This is a genomic window from Pseudomonas sp. GW821-FHT10B02, from assembly GCF_059415665.1.
Genome location: NZ_JBWKNR010000015.1, coordinates 97273 through 111396, shown reverse-complemented (window position 1 = coordinate 111396; position 14124 = coordinate 97273). Strand labels below are relative to the sequence as shown.

Sequence of the window (14124 nt, the reverse complement as noted above, 5' to 3'; positions counted from 1 at the left end):
AAGGGGCCGTTCGGGACGCTGATGCGACAGATCTGGAAGTCTTTTCGCGCGCTGTATTTCGCTGCGCTGATGATGTTGATTGGTTCCGGCTTGTTGAGTACTTACCTGGCCTTGCGCCTGGCTGCCGATCATGTCGACAGCCTCTGGGTCGGTGCGCTGATGGCGGCCAACTATTTCGGTCTGGCCCTGGGCGGCAAGATCGGTCACCGGCTGATTGCCCGGGTTGGCCATATCCGTGCCTATGCCACCTGTGCCGGGATCGTCGGTGCGGCGGTGCTCGGGCATGGCCTGGTCAGTTGGTTGCCGGCCTGGGTGGTGCTGCGGGTGATCGTCGGTCTGGGGATGATGTGCCAGTACATGGTCATCGAAAGCTGGCTCAACGAGCAGGCCGATGCCAAACAGCGTGGCGCGGTGTTCAGCGGCTATATGATTGCCTCCTACCTGGGTCTGGTGCTGGGGCAGTTGATACTGGTCGCGCATCCGCAACTGGGGCCGGAACTGTTGATGCTGGTGGCCATGTGCTTTGCCTTGTGTCTGGTACCGGTGGCGATGACCCGGCGCATTCACCCGGCACCGTTGCGCCCGGCGCCGATGGAACCGCGCTTCTTTATCAAGCGGGTACCGCAGTCTTTGAGCACGGTGCTGGGCTCGGGGCTGATCGTTGGCTCCTTCTATGGTCTGGCACCGTTATATGCAGCCAAGCAAGGGCTGAGCACCGAGTACATCGGTCTGTTCATGGGCTGCTGCATCTTTGCCGGCCTGCTGGTGCAGTGGCCGTTGGGCTGGCTGTCGGATCGCTACGATCGCGCGGTATTGATCCGCAGCGTAGCCGTGGGCCTGGCGATTGCCGCGTTGCCCCTGGCGATCATGCCGACGGTGCCGCTGGTTGTCTTGTTCGCTGCCGGCTTTGCCGTGTCGTTGCTGCAGTTCTGTCTGTATCCCCTGGCGGTGGCCTTTTCCAACGACCATGTGGAAAGCGAGCGGCGGGTTTCGCTGACTGCCATGCTGTTGGTGACCTACGGTGTCGGCGCCAGTATCGGGCCGCTGGCAGCAGGGGTGCTGATGAAGATGCTCGGCCACCAGATGCTGTATGCCTTCTTTGTGTTCTTTGCCCTGGTGCTGGTCTGGCGGATTCGGCCGAAGGCAGTCACCGGGCTGCACCAGGTCGACGATGCGCCGCTCAATCACGTGGCCATGCCGGCGGCGGGTTCGCCTTTGTCGGCCGCACTCGATCCGCGGGTTGATGAGCAGAGCGTGCAGGATCAGATGCAGGCGCCGGTGGCGGCTGAGGATACTGAAGTGGAAGAAGAGGGTGATGCTGGTGAGGTGGGGGAGAAGCCGGCGTCGGTGTGAACGTCATCGCGGGGCAAGCCCGCTCCCACCGGCTCTGTGGGAGCGGGCTTGCCCCGCGATGCTGTGAAACTCAGTAATCGTCTTTATCGAACCGTCGCGCTTCACGCTGCAGCTGATAGACAAAAGTTTCGATCTTGCGCTGCATTTGCCCGTTCAGGTTGTGAAAGCGCACACCCGCAAAGGTGGTGTTGACGCGCTCTTCGAAATGCAGATGACGCAGTTCCACCTCGACCTGGGACAAACCCAGCGGTGCGCCGGAGGCGAATTTCTCGTAGACCTGGCCCAGTTGCAGGCGCTCTTCGACATTGCCTTCAAAGCGCAGCTTGCAGCCGGTAGCGGAGATGTCCAGCAACTTGCCGCGCAATTCACCATTGCCCTTGAGCTTGTCGCCATCGAGCTTGACGTCGACCAGTTGCGACAGTTTCAGTGCGGCACGGAAGGCATTGCGGCGCTGGTGGTAGGCCACTGCGGTCGGCAATGCGCCGCGGTAGCAGCGATGGCCGTCAACTTCGCTGATGCTCAGCGGGGTATTGCACTCCCAGGCGATACGCACACCATCATGAAAGCCCTCGACCCGGAACGGCTCGCCGTTCTCCAGGTAGCGCTCACCGTCGCGCGGGACCATTTCATCAAGCGCCAGGCGATTGCTTTCGCGGTCGACCTCGACCACATAGCTCTGGAAGCGCTGGCTGCGTTCGTGGAAGGTGATGATCAGCGGGTCATGGCTCTCTTGCAGCGACCGCAAGTTGGCGGCGATTTCCAAAGGAGTGGTGAGCACCTTTGGTGGCTGCGGAGCTTCTGCTTCATTGAACACGGGTAATCAATCTCCAGGCAAAAACGACACACGCAAGTAACGGCATTTTGCCAGTATGTTCCGTGCCTTGATACAGGGAATCAAGCCTGGCTAAGCGCCCGCGGCTTGGCAAGGGGCGAGGTCGACCCCCGAGCGTCATACAGCGACGGTGATTCGCCGCCCATGAGGATTCTGATCTGATTGGCTGTGGTGCTTTGCTGGAGCTGGATCGAGCGGCCATTGCGCTCGTTGACGGCCTGGCAGTCGGCAAGCAGTTTGCCCAGTACATCCAGCTGTTGCAGCAGCAACTCGCCCAGCGATGACTGGCTGGCCAGTTGTGCGACACCTTCGCGGTCCTGGCTCAGACCAAGGCTGGCAAGCAGTTCACTGCGCCGCCGACCTTGCTGATCGAGAAGGATTACCAGCGATTGCTTGCGCGCCAGAATGTCTTCCAGCAGCGGCATGTCACGGCCGTGCAGGGCGATCGACTCGGTCTGCAGCAATTCAAGCAATTGTTGCGCTGGAGCAAAATCATCTTCGATCAATTGCAGCAAGGTAGTGTCGTGCATGGCTGGCTCTTTGGTTCAAGCGTCCTGAAGTCAGCGCGCCAGGGGCTAGCGCTGAGCTTCGAAATTAAGCAGTTTGCTGGCGACGCGGTTGCTGTCGACCTGGTAGCTGCCGTCGGCGATCGCCTGCTTCAACTCCGCCACTCGGGCGCTGTTGACAATCGGCTGGTCGCGCAGCTTGTCGCTGACCTTTTGCAACTGCTGGGCCTCGTGGCTGAGGTGTACGGCTTCCCCGCTGGTGCTGCCCTGGGCGACGGAGTCGGCCTTGGCTGCGCTGTTGCTGGCAGTGCTTTCCTGGCTGTTGCCAGTACGCACGCCGGCAACCGACGGAGAGTTATTCAAACGACTGAAGTCGATGACCATGATCAGAAAACCTCTGGGTATAGGGACGCTTGCCTTGTTTTCGGCCAACCCGAAAGAAACTTTAGGCGCAATTGCAGTGCAGACTGCGCAGCAGGATCCGGGCACCCAATGGGACACAGTTTAGGAAAAGCGGTTCCTTATCGCCAGAGTTCTTCGTGGTTCTCCCGTTTACATGGACACTTCGACCTGGCCGGGCCCGGTTACCCTGGCCTTGACCACCCGTTTGGAATTGAGATTGCGCACCCGGATCTGTTCGCTCAGACCGCCTTTGCTCAGGGCTTCGCCTGGCATGCGTACACTGAGCGTGCCGCTGCGGGCGGTGATGACCACCTGATCACCCTTGCGGACCACTTCGGCCTGTTCCAGGTGTTGGGGGGTCAGCACCTGATCCATGACCGTCGGTCGGATAACCTTGAGCCCGATCGCTTGTTCCAGATCGCTCAGAAACCCCTGGTTCAGCGCGCCGACATCACGTTCGCGCAGGCTGACGTCCTGCTCGCCGACAATGCTCTCGCGTTTGAGCGGGCGTACCACGGTGACAACATTGCGAAACAGACGTACCTGGGCGGGCACGAACACCGTCCAAGGTGAACTGCCGTTGCAGCGCACCTTTACGGTCACGCGGCCCAGCGGCTGTGCCGGGCTTTCCAGATTGGCGTCCAGTTGCCGGTCGCACTGCGGCATGCGCAGGCGCGGGTCGAGGGTGTTGACCTGGATTTCGTAGCGGCCTTGGGTCTGGCTGTTGGCCAGGTAGTCTTCAACAGTGAATTCAAGAAACCCCTGGGTGACGCCGATAAGTTGTTCAGGCAAGGTGAAAGCGTCAGCCAGAAGTCGGGTGCCGGGAATCAGCAGGCACAGCGCAGCAAGATAGCTGGTCAGGCGGCCGGTCCGGCGTCGGAAAAATGTCGTTTTCGTGTTCATACGATTAAAAAAAGCAAAGCGCGTGCCGAGACTGGGTACGAAGTTCGAAGCGTTTGGTGAAGGAGTCTTGCATGGCTGGTGTAATGGATTCAGTGAACCAGCGCACGCAATTGGTGGGGCAGAATCGCCTGGAGCTGTTGTTGTTTCGTCTCAATGGCGAGCAGCTCTACGGGATCAACGTGTTCAAGGTGCGGGAGGTGCTGCAATGTCCACCCCTGACCGTGATGCCCAAGTCCAACCCGGTAGTGCGCGGTGTCGCGAATATTCGTGGGGCAACCATCCCGATCCTCGATCTGGCGATGGCGACCGGTATGCCCGGTCTGAGTGAAGATGTCAGCAAGAGTTTTGTGATCATCACCGAGTACAACACCAAGACTCAGGGCTTTCTGGTGCACTCGGTGGAGCGCATCGTCAACATGAACTGGGAGGAGATCCATCCGCCACCCAAGGGCACCGGGCGTGATCACTACCTGACGGCGGTGACCCGGGTCGACAACAAGATGGTCGAGATCATCGACGTGGAGAAGATCCTCGCCGAAGTTGCGCCGACGTCCGAGTCGATTTCTGCCGGGGTGGTCGATGCCGAGGTGCAGGACAAGGCGGTGCTGTTGCGGGTGCTGACGGTCGACGATTCGTCGGTGGCGCGCAAGCAGGTCAGTCGTTGCCTGCAGACGGTCGGGGTGGAAGTGGTGGCGCTCAATGATGGCCGCCAGGCACTCGAGTACCTGCGCAAGCTGGTGGATGAGGGCAAGCGTCCGGAGGAAGAATTCCTGATGATGATCTCCGATATCGAGATGCCAGAGATGGACGGCTACACCCTGACGGCCGAAATCCGCAGCGACCCGCGCATGCAAAAATTGCACATCATCCTGCATACTTCGCTTTCCGGAGTGTTCAACCAGGCGATGGTCAAGAAGGTCGGGGCCGATGATTTCCTGGCCAAGTTCAAGCCGGACGACCTCGCCCAGCGCGTCGTCGATCGCATCAAGGCCACGCACTAACGGCCGGGGGCTGTGCCCCTGGCGGTTCACACGATTTAAGAGGCGGCATCTTTGTCTACGGGTAATTTGGATTTCGAACAGTTCCGGGTCTTCCTGGAAAAAGCCTGTGGCATCCTGCTGGGCGAAAATAAGCAGTACCTGGTCTCCAGCCGTCTCAACAAGCTGATGGAGCAGCAGGGCATCAAGTCCCTGACCGAACTGGTACAGCGTATCCAGAGCCAGCCGCGCAGCGGTTTGCGCGAGCAGGTGGTGGATGCCATGACCACCAACGAAACCCTGTGGTTTCGTGACACCTATCCCTTCGAAGTGCTGAAGAACAAGGTATTGCCTGAGCAGATCAAGGCCAATCCCGGGCAGCGCCTGCGTATCTGGTCGGCCGCCTGTTCCTCGGGGCAGGAGCCGTACTCGATCTCGATGGCGATCGATGAGTTCGAGCGCAGCAACATCGGCCAGCTGAAGATGGGTGCGCAGATTGTTGCTACCGACCTGTCCGGCGCCATGCTCAATAACTGCAAGAGCGGTGAGTACGACAGCCTGGCGATTGCCCGTGGCTTGTCCCAGGAGCGTCTGCAGCGCTACTTCGATGTCAAGGCGCCCGGGCGCTGGGCGATCAAGGCGCCGATTCGCAGTCGTGTGGAATTTCGCTCGTTCAACTTGCTCGACAGTTACGCAAGCCTGGGCAAGTTCGACATCGTGTTCTGCCGCAACGTGCTGATCTACTTCTCGGCCCAGGTCAAGAAAGACATCCTGTTGCGTATCCACAGCACGCTCAAGCCGGGTGGTTACCTGTTCCTCGGGGCGTCCGAAGCGCTCAATGGCTTGCCGGATCATTACCAGATGGTGCAGTGCAGCCCGGGGATCATCTACCAGGCCAAGTAAACCGCTTCCGAAAATTGCCGCTTTGCTGGCGCTCAGCGGAAATCCTTTGCCGCTTTTCTGGCATTGCCGCCAGCGGCAAATCACTCAAAGCCCCGTATTTACGGGGTTTTGTTTTTTGGCATGGCTCTTGCTCTAGCTCAGTCAACGAAAAACCTTCGAAGGTTTCCCCGACATGAGCATCAGCTTCGACAAAGCGCTCGGCATCCACGAAAAGGCATTGGGCTTTCGCGCCCAGCGCGCCGAGGTGCTGGCCAACAACATCGCCAACGCCGACACGCCGAACTACAAGGCGCGTGACATGGACTTCGCCTCAGTCCTGGCGGCCCAGGCCGAGAAGACCAGCAAGGGTCATTTTGCCCTGGATCGTACCAACACCCGGCACATCGAGGCTGAAGGCCTGAGCATGGGTGATGAAACCCTGCAGTACCGCACGCCGATGCAGCCGTCGATCGACCAGAACACCGTCGATGCCCAGCTCGAGCAGTCGAGCTACGCGGAAAACGCCGTAGGTTTCCAGGCCAGCTTCACGCTGCTCAACAGTAAATTCAAAGGGCTGGTATCGGCCCTGCGCGGAGAGTAAGTCATGTCCCTCGCCAGTGTCTTCAACATTGCCGGTAGCGGCATGAGTGCGCAGACCACGCGTCTGAACACCGTCGCTTCGAACATTGCCAACGCCGAGACGGTTTCGTCGAGTATCGATCAGACCTACCGTGCCCGTCACCCGGTGTTCGCCACCACCTTCCAGCAAGCCCAGGGCGGTGTCAGCCAGTCGCTGTTCCAGGATCAGGGCGAGGCCGGTCAAGGTGTTCAGGTGCTCGGTGTGGTGGAGGATCAAAGCAACCTTGAGGCGCGCTACGAGCCGAACCATCCGGCGGCGAACAAAGACGGTTATGTCTACTACCCGAACGTCAACGTGGTCGAGGAGATGGCCGACATGATCTCTGCCAGCCGCTCGTTCCAGACCAACGCCGAGCTGATGAACACGGCCAAGACCATGATGCAGAAGGTCCTGACCCTGGGTCAGTGATAAAGGACGAAGCCAATGGCAAGCGTTAACGATACCACCGCCGGTGTAAACCTGAACGACGTGCTCAAGGCGTCGGTCAAGAAGACTTCCGATACCAACCCCACGGGCGTTGCTACGGCGACCAACAGCAAGACCGGCAATCAGGCGCTGGGCAAGGATGCGTTCCTGCAGATGCTGGTGACCCAGATGCAGAACCAGAACCCGCTCGATCCTCAGGACAACAGTGAGTTCGTTGCCCAGTTGGCGCAGTTCAGTAGCCTGGAAGGCATCACCACGCTCAACGAGACGGTGACGGCGATTTCCGGCAACTTCAAATCGTCCCAGGCGCTGCAGGCGTCGTCCCTGGTCGGTCGCTCGGTGGTCGTCCAGACCGACAAGGCCGTGGTCGATACCACCAAGAGCTTCAATGGTTCGGTGGTGGTGCCGCAGTCGCTAAGCAATGCCACCGTCACCATCACCGACAAGGATGGCAAGGTGGTCAAGACCATCGACCTGGGCGAGCAGAAGGCCGGCAATGCCGCCTTCGTCTGGGATGGCACCAATGACGCGGGTGAGAAGGTCGATCCTGGTACCTATACCTTTGCCGCCAAGACCACCATCGATGGCAAGCAGCATGACATGTACACCATGCTGCCGGCCACGGTCAGCAGCGTAACCCTCAGTCAGACCGGCGGCGAGATGATGCTCAATCTTGCCGGCCTGGGCAGCATTGCGCTGTCCAAAGTCCAAACCATCGGTATATAGAGCCGGCTAGCGCGGCACAAGGAGTGAAAGATGTCATTCAATATCGGCCTTAGCGGTCTCTATGCAGCCAACAAACAACTGGACGTGACCGGCAACAACATTGCCAACGTTGCCACCACCGGTTTCAAGTCGTCGCGTGCGGAATTCGCCGACGTCTACTCGGCCAACAAGCTCGGCGTCGGTAGCCAGAGCGTTGGTAACGGTGTGCGTCTGGCCTCGGTATCGCAGCAGTTCACCAACGGTGATATCACCAACACCGGCAACGTGCTGGACATGGGTATCCAGGGTCAGGGCTTTTTCGTCCTGAGCGACAACGGCTCGCTCAGCTACACCCGTGCCGGTGCGTTTCAGACCGATAAAGACAATTACGTGGTGACCTCCGACGGCCTGCGTCTGCGCGGCTACGGTGTGGACGAGAACGGCAAGATCATCAATGGCGTGCTGACCGACCTGAAGATCGATACCTCGGCGCTGGCGCCAAAATCCACCACCTCGATTGATCAGGGCATCAACCTGAACTCGTCGGACAAGGTCATCCCGAGCACCACCACGTTCGATCCAAGCGACGACACCACCTGGAACAAGACTTTCGCCACCAAGATCTATGACAGCCAGGGTAACGAGCACATCATGGATCAGTACTACGTCAAGACCGACACCAATGAGTGGAAGTCTTACACCCTGATCGATGGTCGTAACCCGCTCGATCCTACCCAGGAGCCGCCGCAGCCACTGGAGGGCGTCATCACCTTCAAGCCTGACGGTAGTGTCGACACCATGACCGCGGGTGCTGCGGGTTCTGGCTACGAAGTAGTGAACAAGGTCTTCAAGCTGACCGGTTGGATTCCTGCCACCGTTACCGATCCGACTGCCAAGCCGCCGGTGTGGGGTTCCAACGGTTCCGAGGCCAGTGCCGGTGGTATCGCCATCGACATGACCGATACCACCTCCTACAACACCCCGACCACGCGTCTGTCGCAAAGCCAGGATGGTTACGCTACCGGTATTCTGTCGAGCCTGAGCATCGACTCCAGTGGTGTGATGTTCGCCAGCTTCAGCAACCAGCAGTCGCGTGCTATCGGTCAGGTTGCCATTGCGTCCTTCGCCAACGAGCAGGGCCTGCAGCCTATGGGTGGTACGCGCTGGGCCGAGACTTACTCCTCGGGTATTCCGGGCATCGATGCGCCGAAGACCGGTACCCTGGGCGCTATCGCCTCCAACTCGCTGGAGGCCTCCAACGTCAACCTGACCACTGAGCTGGTTGAGCTGATCAAGGCGCAGAGCAACTATCAGGCGAACGCCAAGACTATCTCTACCCAGAGCACCATCATGCAGACCATCATTCAGATGACCTGATGCTGCTGTGAGGCGGTAGGCGTGGACGGACCCCTTTCTCGGAAGGGGTCTGTCGTTTCAGAGGTATCGATCATGTTGCAACGATTGGCGTTAGCGGTGTTCGCGGTGCTGTTGATGACCCAAGTCAAGGCTGATGCCGCACCTTGGTATCGCTGGGAAAGCCAGGCAGATGGGCGCCTGGTCTGTGCCCAGTTTTCTCCGGGCGATGGCTGGAAGCGCTTTGCCGGTCCCTTCAACAACGCGGCGTGCCGCGACTACTGAGGCTTGCCGCTAGCGGCAAGCTGGCGCCGTAATTTCGACGGCGCTTCTCCCGGCTGCACGCCTGTGCGGCGATCAAGTCCTTGTCTGGCGGGGCTTTTGGCCACTTCTGCAAAGTTGGTTTGAAACTTGCTTCAAGCACTGCAAAGCAGCGGCGAGCGGCAAGTGTTCGCCAGCGCAGGGGAGAAATACTGTGGACAAGATGCTGTACGTGGCCATGACCGGTGCCAGCCAGAACGCGCTGGCGCAGAAGGCGCATGCCAACAACCTGGCGAACATTTCCACTACCGGTTTTCAGCGTGACCTGGAGCAGGCGCGCTCGATGCCGGTGTTTGGTGACAGCTTTCCGGCGCGTGCCTACGCCATGACCGAACGCCCGGCGACGGATTTTTCGCCGGGCTCGATGCTGGAAACCGGGCGTGACCTGGACGTGGCCGTTGGTGGTGACGGCTTTATCGCCGTGCAGGCACCGGATGGCAGCGAAGCCTATGTGCGTACCGCGAGCATGAATATCGATGCCCTGGGTGTGCTGCGTGCCGCCAACGGCATGCCGATCATGGGTAACGGCGGGCCGATTGCCGTGCCGCCAGAGCAGAAGGTCGAGGTCGGTGAAGACGGCACCATCACCATCCGCGCCATGGGCGAGGGACCAGAGGTAATGGCTGAAGTCGACCGGATCAAGATGGTCAACCCGGATCTCAAGACCATTACCAAAGGCCTGGATGGTCTGATCCACACCACCACCGGCCAACCTGCGCCGGCCGATGCCAACGTCAAGCTGGTGTCGGGCTTCCTTGAGAACAGTAACGTCAATGCCGTCGAGGAAATGACCTCGGTGCTGGCGCTGTCTCGGCAATTCGAACTGCACGTCAAGATGATGACCACGGCCAAAGAAGGCGACGAAGCCATGGCTCGGGTTTTGCAGATCGGCTAATTACACAGGCGTAGCGCCGGAATACAGGCGCGCGAGGAGAACGGCATGCTTCCAGCACTTTATGTCAGTAAAACCGGTCTGTCCGCACAGGACAAAAATCTGACCGTCATTTCCAACAACCTGGCCAACGTTTCGACCACTGGCTTTAAACGTGATCGTGCCGAGTTCCAGGACTTGCTCTACCAAACCCAGCGCCAGCCGGGTGCGCAATCGACCCAGGACAGTGAGCTGCCTTCGGGTCTGCAAACCGGTACTGGTGTGCGCATCGTCGGTACCCAGAAGAGCTTTATCGCCGGCAGCCTGCAAACCACCGAAAATCCGCTGGACATGGCGCTTGATGGTCGCGGTTTCTTCCAGATCCTGCAGCCTGATGGCACCGTCTCCTATACCCGTGACGGTACCTTCCACTTGAACTCCGACGGCCAGATCGTCACCGCCAGCGGTTTCGCCCTGGAGCCGGCGATTGTCGTGCCGCCTGAAGCGCAGACCTTCACCGTGGGCCGTGACGGCACCGTTTCGATCACCACCGCAGGCAACCCGGCGGCGCAGGTGATCGGCAACATCCAGACGGCCGACTTCATCAACCCGGCGGGCCTGCAGGCCACCGGTGGCAACCTGTTCCTGGAAACCGCCGCCAGCGGCGCGCCGCAAGTCGGTACTCCAGGCCTCAACGGTTTCGGTGTGGTCCAGCAGCAGACCCTGGAAAACTCCAACGTCAGCACCGTGGAAGAACTGGTCAACATGATCACCACCCAGCGTGCCTACGAGATGAACTCCAAGGTCATTTCCACCGCCGACCAGATGCTCTCGTTCGTTACCCAGAACCTGTAAGTGAAGTCTTCGAGGTCGCTTTAACGGCGCCTGTTACACCGTGAGGTCAGAGTCATGAGTCGTTTGTTTTGCGTACTTGCCCTGAGTGGGATCAGCGTGCTGGCCGGCTGCGTTGCGCCGCCGCCCAAGCCCAATGATCCGTACTACGCGCCGGTATTGCCGCGTACGCCACTGCCGGCAGCGGCCAACAACGGCTCGATCTACCAGGCCGGTTTCGATCAGAACCTGTACAGCGACCGCAAGGCGTTCCGGGTCGGTGACATCATCACCATCACCCTCAACGAGCGGACCCAGGCGAGCAAGAACGCCAACTCGCAGATCGCCAAGAACAGCAAGGCCGATATCGGCCTGACTTCGTTGTTTGGCTCTTCGATGACCACCAACAATCCGTTCAGCGATGGCGATCTGAGTCTGAGTGCCGGGTACAGCGGTGACCGTGCAACCAAAGGCGACAGTAAGGCAGGACAGGGCAACAGCCTGACCGGCTCGATCACCGTGACCGTTGCCGATGTGTTGCCCAACGGCATCATTGCCGTGCGTGGCGAGAAGTGGCTGACCCTCAACACCGGCGACGAGCTGGTGCGTATCGCCGGCATGATCCGCGCCGACGACATTGCCACCGACAACACCGTGCCTTCGACCCGGGTTGCCGATGCGCGCATCACCTACTCGGGAACCGGCTCGTTTGCCGATGCCAGCCAGCCGGGCTGGCTCGACCGTTTCTTCCTCAGCCCGCTTTGGCCTTTCTAGGTTCGGATGACCATGTTCAACTTCAAGCAGCTGATCACCGCCGCGCTTCTGATGTCCGTCGCGTTCGCCACACAGGCCGAACGCCTGAAAGACATCGCCAGCATTTCCGGCGTGCGTAGCAACCAGCTGATCGGCTACGGCTTGGTGGTGGGGCTCAATGGCACGGGTGACCAGACCACCCAGACGCCGTTCACCCTGCAGACCTTCAACAACATGCTGTCGCAGTTCGGCATCAAGGTGCCGGCAGGCTCGGGCAACGTGCAGCTGAAAAACGTCGCGGCGGTCTCGGTGCATGCCGACCTGCCGGCGTTCGCCAAGCCGGGGCAGGTGGTCGACATCACCGTGTCCTCGATCGGTAACTCCAAGAGCCTGCGCGGTGGCAGCTTGCTGATGACGCCGCTCAAGGGTATCGACGGCAACGTCTATGCGATCGCTCAGGGCAACCTGGTGGTCGGTGGCTTTGACGCCGAAGGCCGCGATGGCTCGAAGATTACCGTCAACGTACCGTCGGCGGGGCGTATTCCTGGCGGTGCGTCGGTAGAGCGTGCCGTTCCCAGCGGATTCAACCAGGGCAACAGCCTGACCCTGAACCTCAATCGCCCGGACTTCACCACCGCCAAGCGCATCGTCGACAAAGTCAACGAACTGCTCGGCCCGGGTGTGGCCCAGGCCCTGGACGGTGGTTCGGTGCGCGTTACCGCGCCGCTCGATCCGAGCCAGCGTGTCGATTACCTGTCGATCCTCGAGAACCTGGAAATCGATCCGGGCCAGGCGGTGGCCAAGGTCATCATCAACTCGCGCACCGGCACCATCGTTATCGGCCAGAACGTCAAAGTGTCGCCTGCGGCGGTTACCCACGGCAGCCTGACCGTGACCATCACCGAAGATCCGATCGTCAGCCAGCCGGGGCCGTTTTCCAATGGCCAGACCGCAGTAGTGCCGCGCTCGCGGGTCAATGCCGAGCAGGAAGCCAAGCCGATGTTCAAGTTCGGCCCGGGTACCACGCTGGATGAAATCGTCCGTGCGGTGAATCAGGTGGGTGCAGCTCCGAGCGACCTGATGGCAATCCTCGAAGCCCTGAAGCAGGCCGGTGCGCTTCAAGCCGACCTGATCGTGATCTGAGGACTGGCGCATGGATATGCCGAAAAACCCGATAGCCAACACGGCTGACAGCGGTGCCTACACCGACCTCAATCGACTCAGTTCGTTGAAGGTCGGCGACCGCGACAGCGACGCCAACCTGCGCAAAGTGGCCCAGGAATTCGAATCGCTGTTTCTCAACGAGATGCTCAAGTCGATGCGTTCGGCCAGCGATGTGCTGGCCAAGGACAATCCGCTCAACACCGAAACCACCAAGCAGTACCAGCAGATGTACGACCAGCAGCTGGCGGTGAGCATGTCCCGCGAAGGCGGCGGTATCGGCCTGCAGGAGGTGCTGATGCGTCAGCTGTCCAAGCAGAAAGCTGCGTCGGCGGCGAGCAACAACAGTCCGTTCCCGCGCTTCGACATCCAGCCGCGGCCACTGGGCGCGACGGCAGTCGGCGTGCCTGAGCGGCCGCAGGAAACCGCGGTCACGCGCAACGATGTGGCGGCGCTCAACTCCCGTCGTCTGGCGTTGCCGGGCAAGCTCACCGATCGCTTGCTGGCGGGCCTGGTGCCGGCGGCAGGCGCTGTGGCGGCCACCACCAATACGGCGCCGATTCCCGGGCGTTCGACCCTGGCTGGCGACGCCGTGGTCAAAGGTGACTGGCAACCGGCGCAAGCCTTTGCCGCCCCAGGCAACCTGCGTATTTACGGTCGCGCCATGGCCCAGCCGCCGTTGGCGCCGGCCAAGCGTGCCTTCAGTTCTTCGGATGACTTTGTCGCCACCATGCTGCCGATGGCCGAGCAGGCTGCCAAGCGCATCGGTGTCGATCCCCGTTACCTGGTGGCACAGGCCGCGCTGGAAACCGGCTGGGGCAAGTCAGTCATGCGCCAGGCTGATGGTCGCAGCAGTCATAACCTGTTTGGCATCAAGGCTACCGGCAACTGGCAGGGTGAACAGGCAAGGGCGATCACCAGCGAGTTTCGTGATGGTCAATTCGTCAAGGAGACGGCGGCGTTCCGTTCCTACGATTCCTATCAGGACAGTTTCCATGATCTGGTGAGCCTGTTGCAGAACAACGCTCGCTATAAAGAAGCGGTCAAGGCTGCCGATAAACCGGAACAGTTTGTACGCGAGCTGCAGCGGGCCGGTTATGCAACCGACCCGGATTACGCGAGCAAGATCTCGCAGATCGCCAGGCAAATGAAATCCTACGAAAGCTATGCAGCGATTGGCACCACTACGCAACTATAAGGTTTGAACC

The 14124-nt window shown here is 60.2% G+C and carries 17 protein-coding genes; 13 read left to right on the top strand and 4 right to left on the bottom strand.

Going from position 1 to position 14124, the window contains the following annotated elements; all coding sequences use genetic code 11:
• Window positions 1-21 precede the first annotated feature (21 nt).
• Complete coding sequence (locus AC07OF_RS21710) at window positions 22-1353, top strand: MFS transporter (protein ID WP_476445832.1); 1332 nt, start codon at window positions 22-24, stop codon at window positions 1351-1353.
• A 70-nt stretch (window positions 1354-1423) separates the two neighbouring features.
• On the opposite strand, the gene AC07OF_RS21705 is transcribed toward AC07OF_RS21710, so the two are convergent.
• The 4 genes from AC07OF_RS21705 to flgA form a co-directional block, all read right to left on the bottom strand.
• On the bottom strand, window positions 1424-2167 hold the full coding sequence (locus tag AC07OF_RS21705) for a flagellar brake protein (RefSeq protein WP_038613425.1): 744 nt from the start codon (window positions 2165-2167) through the stop codon (window positions 1424-1426).
• Between the two features lie 80 nt (window positions 2168-2247).
• Window positions 2248-2715 (bottom strand): flagella synthesis protein FlgN, encoded by a 468-nt coding sequence (locus tag AC07OF_RS21700; RefSeq protein ID WP_038613423.1) that lies wholly within the window; start codon window positions 2713-2715, stop codon window positions 2248-2250.
• 45 nt (window positions 2716-2760) lie between these two features.
• The gene (gene flgM, locus AC07OF_RS21695; protein ID WP_157193527.1) at window positions 2761-3075 is read right to left on the bottom strand and encodes a flagellar biosynthesis anti-sigma factor FlgM; all 315 of its coding nucleotides are present in this window, start codon (window positions 3073-3075) and stop codon (window positions 2761-2763) included.
• Window positions 3076-3243: 168 nt separating this feature from the next.
• A complete protein-coding gene (gene flgA / locus AC07OF_RS21690; RefSeq protein ID WP_495073429.1) occupies window positions 3244-3996 on the bottom strand; it encodes a flagellar basal body P-ring formation chaperone FlgA in 753 nt (250 codons plus the stop codon).
• A 71-nt stretch (window positions 3997-4067) separates the two neighbouring features.
• Here flgA and AC07OF_RS21685 point away from each other — a divergent pair, with 71 nt between their 5' ends.
• From AC07OF_RS21685 to flgJ, 12 genes are all read left to right on the top strand, one after another.
• Window positions 4068-4997 carry a chemotaxis protein CheV gene (locus tag AC07OF_RS21685; protein WP_038613417.1) on the top strand — a complete coding sequence of 310 codons (930 nt, stop codon included), beginning with the start codon at window positions 4068-4070 and terminating at the stop codon, window positions 4995-4997.
• Window positions 4998-5048: 51 nt separating this feature from the next.
• The gene (gene cheR / locus AC07OF_RS21680) at window positions 5049-5876 is read left to right on the top strand and encodes a protein-glutamate O-methyltransferase CheR (RefSeq protein ID WP_107025153.1); all 828 of its coding nucleotides are present in this window, start codon (window positions 5049-5051) and stop codon (window positions 5874-5876) included.
• 172 nt (window positions 5877-6048) lie between these two features.
• Entirely contained in the window at window positions 6049-6456 is a 408-nt protein-coding gene (gene flgB, locus AC07OF_RS21675; RefSeq protein ID WP_495073428.1) for a flagellar basal body rod protein FlgB, read from the top strand.
• A 3-nt stretch (window positions 6457-6459) separates the two neighbouring features.
• Window positions 6460-6903 carry a flagellar basal body rod protein FlgC gene (gene flgC / locus AC07OF_RS21670; protein ID WP_028945514.1) on the top strand — a complete coding sequence of 148 codons (444 nt, stop codon included), beginning with the start codon at window positions 6460-6462 and terminating at the stop codon, window positions 6901-6903.
• Between the two features lie 15 nt (window positions 6904-6918).
• Window positions 6919-7647 (top strand): flagellar hook assembly protein FlgD, encoded by a 729-nt coding sequence (gene flgD, locus AC07OF_RS21665; RefSeq protein ID WP_157193524.1) that lies wholly within the window; start codon window positions 6919-6921, stop codon window positions 7645-7647.
• Window positions 7648-7677: 30 nt separating this feature from the next.
• Complete coding sequence (gene flgE / locus AC07OF_RS21660) at window positions 7678-9003, top strand: flagellar hook protein FlgE (RefSeq protein WP_157193523.1); 1326 nt, start codon at window positions 7678-7680, stop codon at window positions 9001-9003.
• A gap of 72 nt (window positions 9004-9075) precedes the next feature.
• Window positions 9076-9264 (top strand): hypothetical protein, encoded by a 189-nt coding sequence (locus AC07OF_RS21655; RefSeq protein WP_495073438.1) that lies wholly within the window; start codon window positions 9076-9078, stop codon window positions 9262-9264.
• 190 nt (window positions 9265-9454) lie between these two features.
• Entirely contained in the window at window positions 9455-10195 is a 741-nt protein-coding gene (locus tag AC07OF_RS21650) for a flagellar basal body rod protein FlgF (protein ID WP_157193522.1), read from the top strand.
• Window positions 10196-10240: 45 nt separating this feature from the next.
• Window positions 10241-11026, top strand: a complete 786-nt coding sequence (flgG, locus tag AC07OF_RS21645; RefSeq protein WP_157193521.1) for a flagellar basal-body rod protein FlgG — start codon at window positions 10241-10243, stop codon at window positions 11024-11026.
• A gap of 54 nt (window positions 11027-11080) precedes the next feature.
• Window positions 11081-11776 (top strand): flagellar basal body L-ring protein FlgH, encoded by a 696-nt coding sequence (gene flgH / locus AC07OF_RS21640; protein ID WP_038613403.1) that lies wholly within the window; start codon window positions 11081-11083, stop codon window positions 11774-11776.
• A gap of 12 nt (window positions 11777-11788) precedes the next feature.
• Window positions 11789-12898, top strand: a complete 1110-nt coding sequence (locus AC07OF_RS21635; protein ID WP_495073427.1) for a flagellar basal body P-ring protein FlgI — start codon at window positions 11789-11791, stop codon at window positions 12896-12898.
• A 10-nt stretch (window positions 12899-12908) separates the two neighbouring features.
• On the top strand, window positions 12909-14114 hold the full coding sequence (gene flgJ / locus AC07OF_RS21630; protein WP_476445830.1) for a flagellar assembly peptidoglycan hydrolase FlgJ: 1206 nt from the start codon (window positions 12909-12911) through the stop codon (window positions 14112-14114).
• The last annotated feature ends 10 nt before the right edge of the window (window positions 14115-14124 follow it).

Coding starts and splice junctions, on each gene's coding strand:
- AC07OF_RS21710 (WP_476445832.1), top strand. CDS start 22: ATGCGACAGATCTGGAAGTCTTTTCGCGCGCTGTATTTCGCTGCGCTG.
- AC07OF_RS21700 (WP_038613423.1), bottom strand. CDS start 2,715: ATGCACGACACTACCTTGCTGCAATTGATCGAAGATGATTTTGCTCCA.
- flgM (WP_157193527.1), bottom strand. CDS start 3,075: ATGGTCATCGACTTCAGTCGTTTGAATAACTCTCCGTCGGTTGCCGGC.
- flgA (WP_495073429.1), bottom strand. CDS start 3,996: ATGAACACGAAAACGACATTTTTCCGACGCCGGACCGGCCGCCTGACC.
- AC07OF_RS21685 (WP_038613417.1), top strand. CDS start 4,068: ATGGCTGGTGTAATGGATTCAGTGAACCAGCGCACGCAATTGGTGGGG.
- flgB (WP_495073428.1), top strand. CDS start 6,049: ATGAGCATCAGCTTCGACAAAGCGCTCGGCATCCACGAAAAGGCATTG.
- flgC (WP_028945514.1), top strand. CDS start 6,460: ATGTCCCTCGCCAGTGTCTTCAACATTGCCGGTAGCGGCATGAGTGCG.
- flgD (WP_157193524.1), top strand. CDS start 6,919: ATGGCAAGCGTTAACGATACCACCGCCGGTGTAAACCTGAACGACGTG.
- flgE (WP_157193523.1), top strand. CDS start 7,678: ATGTCATTCAATATCGGCCTTAGCGGTCTCTATGCAGCCAACAAACAA.
- AC07OF_RS21655 (WP_495073438.1), top strand. CDS start 9,076: ATGTTGCAACGATTGGCGTTAGCGGTGTTCGCGGTGCTGTTGATGACC.
- flgG (WP_157193521.1), top strand. CDS start 10,241: ATGCTTCCAGCACTTTATGTCAGTAAAACCGGTCTGTCCGCACAGGAC.
- flgH (WP_038613403.1), top strand. CDS start 11,081: ATGAGTCGTTTGTTTTGCGTACTTGCCCTGAGTGGGATCAGCGTGCTG.
- AC07OF_RS21635 (WP_495073427.1), top strand. CDS start 11,789: ATGTTCAACTTCAAGCAGCTGATCACCGCCGCGCTTCTGATGTCCGTC.
- flgJ (WP_476445830.1), top strand. CDS start 12,909: ATGGATATGCCGAAAAACCCGATAGCCAACACGGCTGACAGCGGTGCC.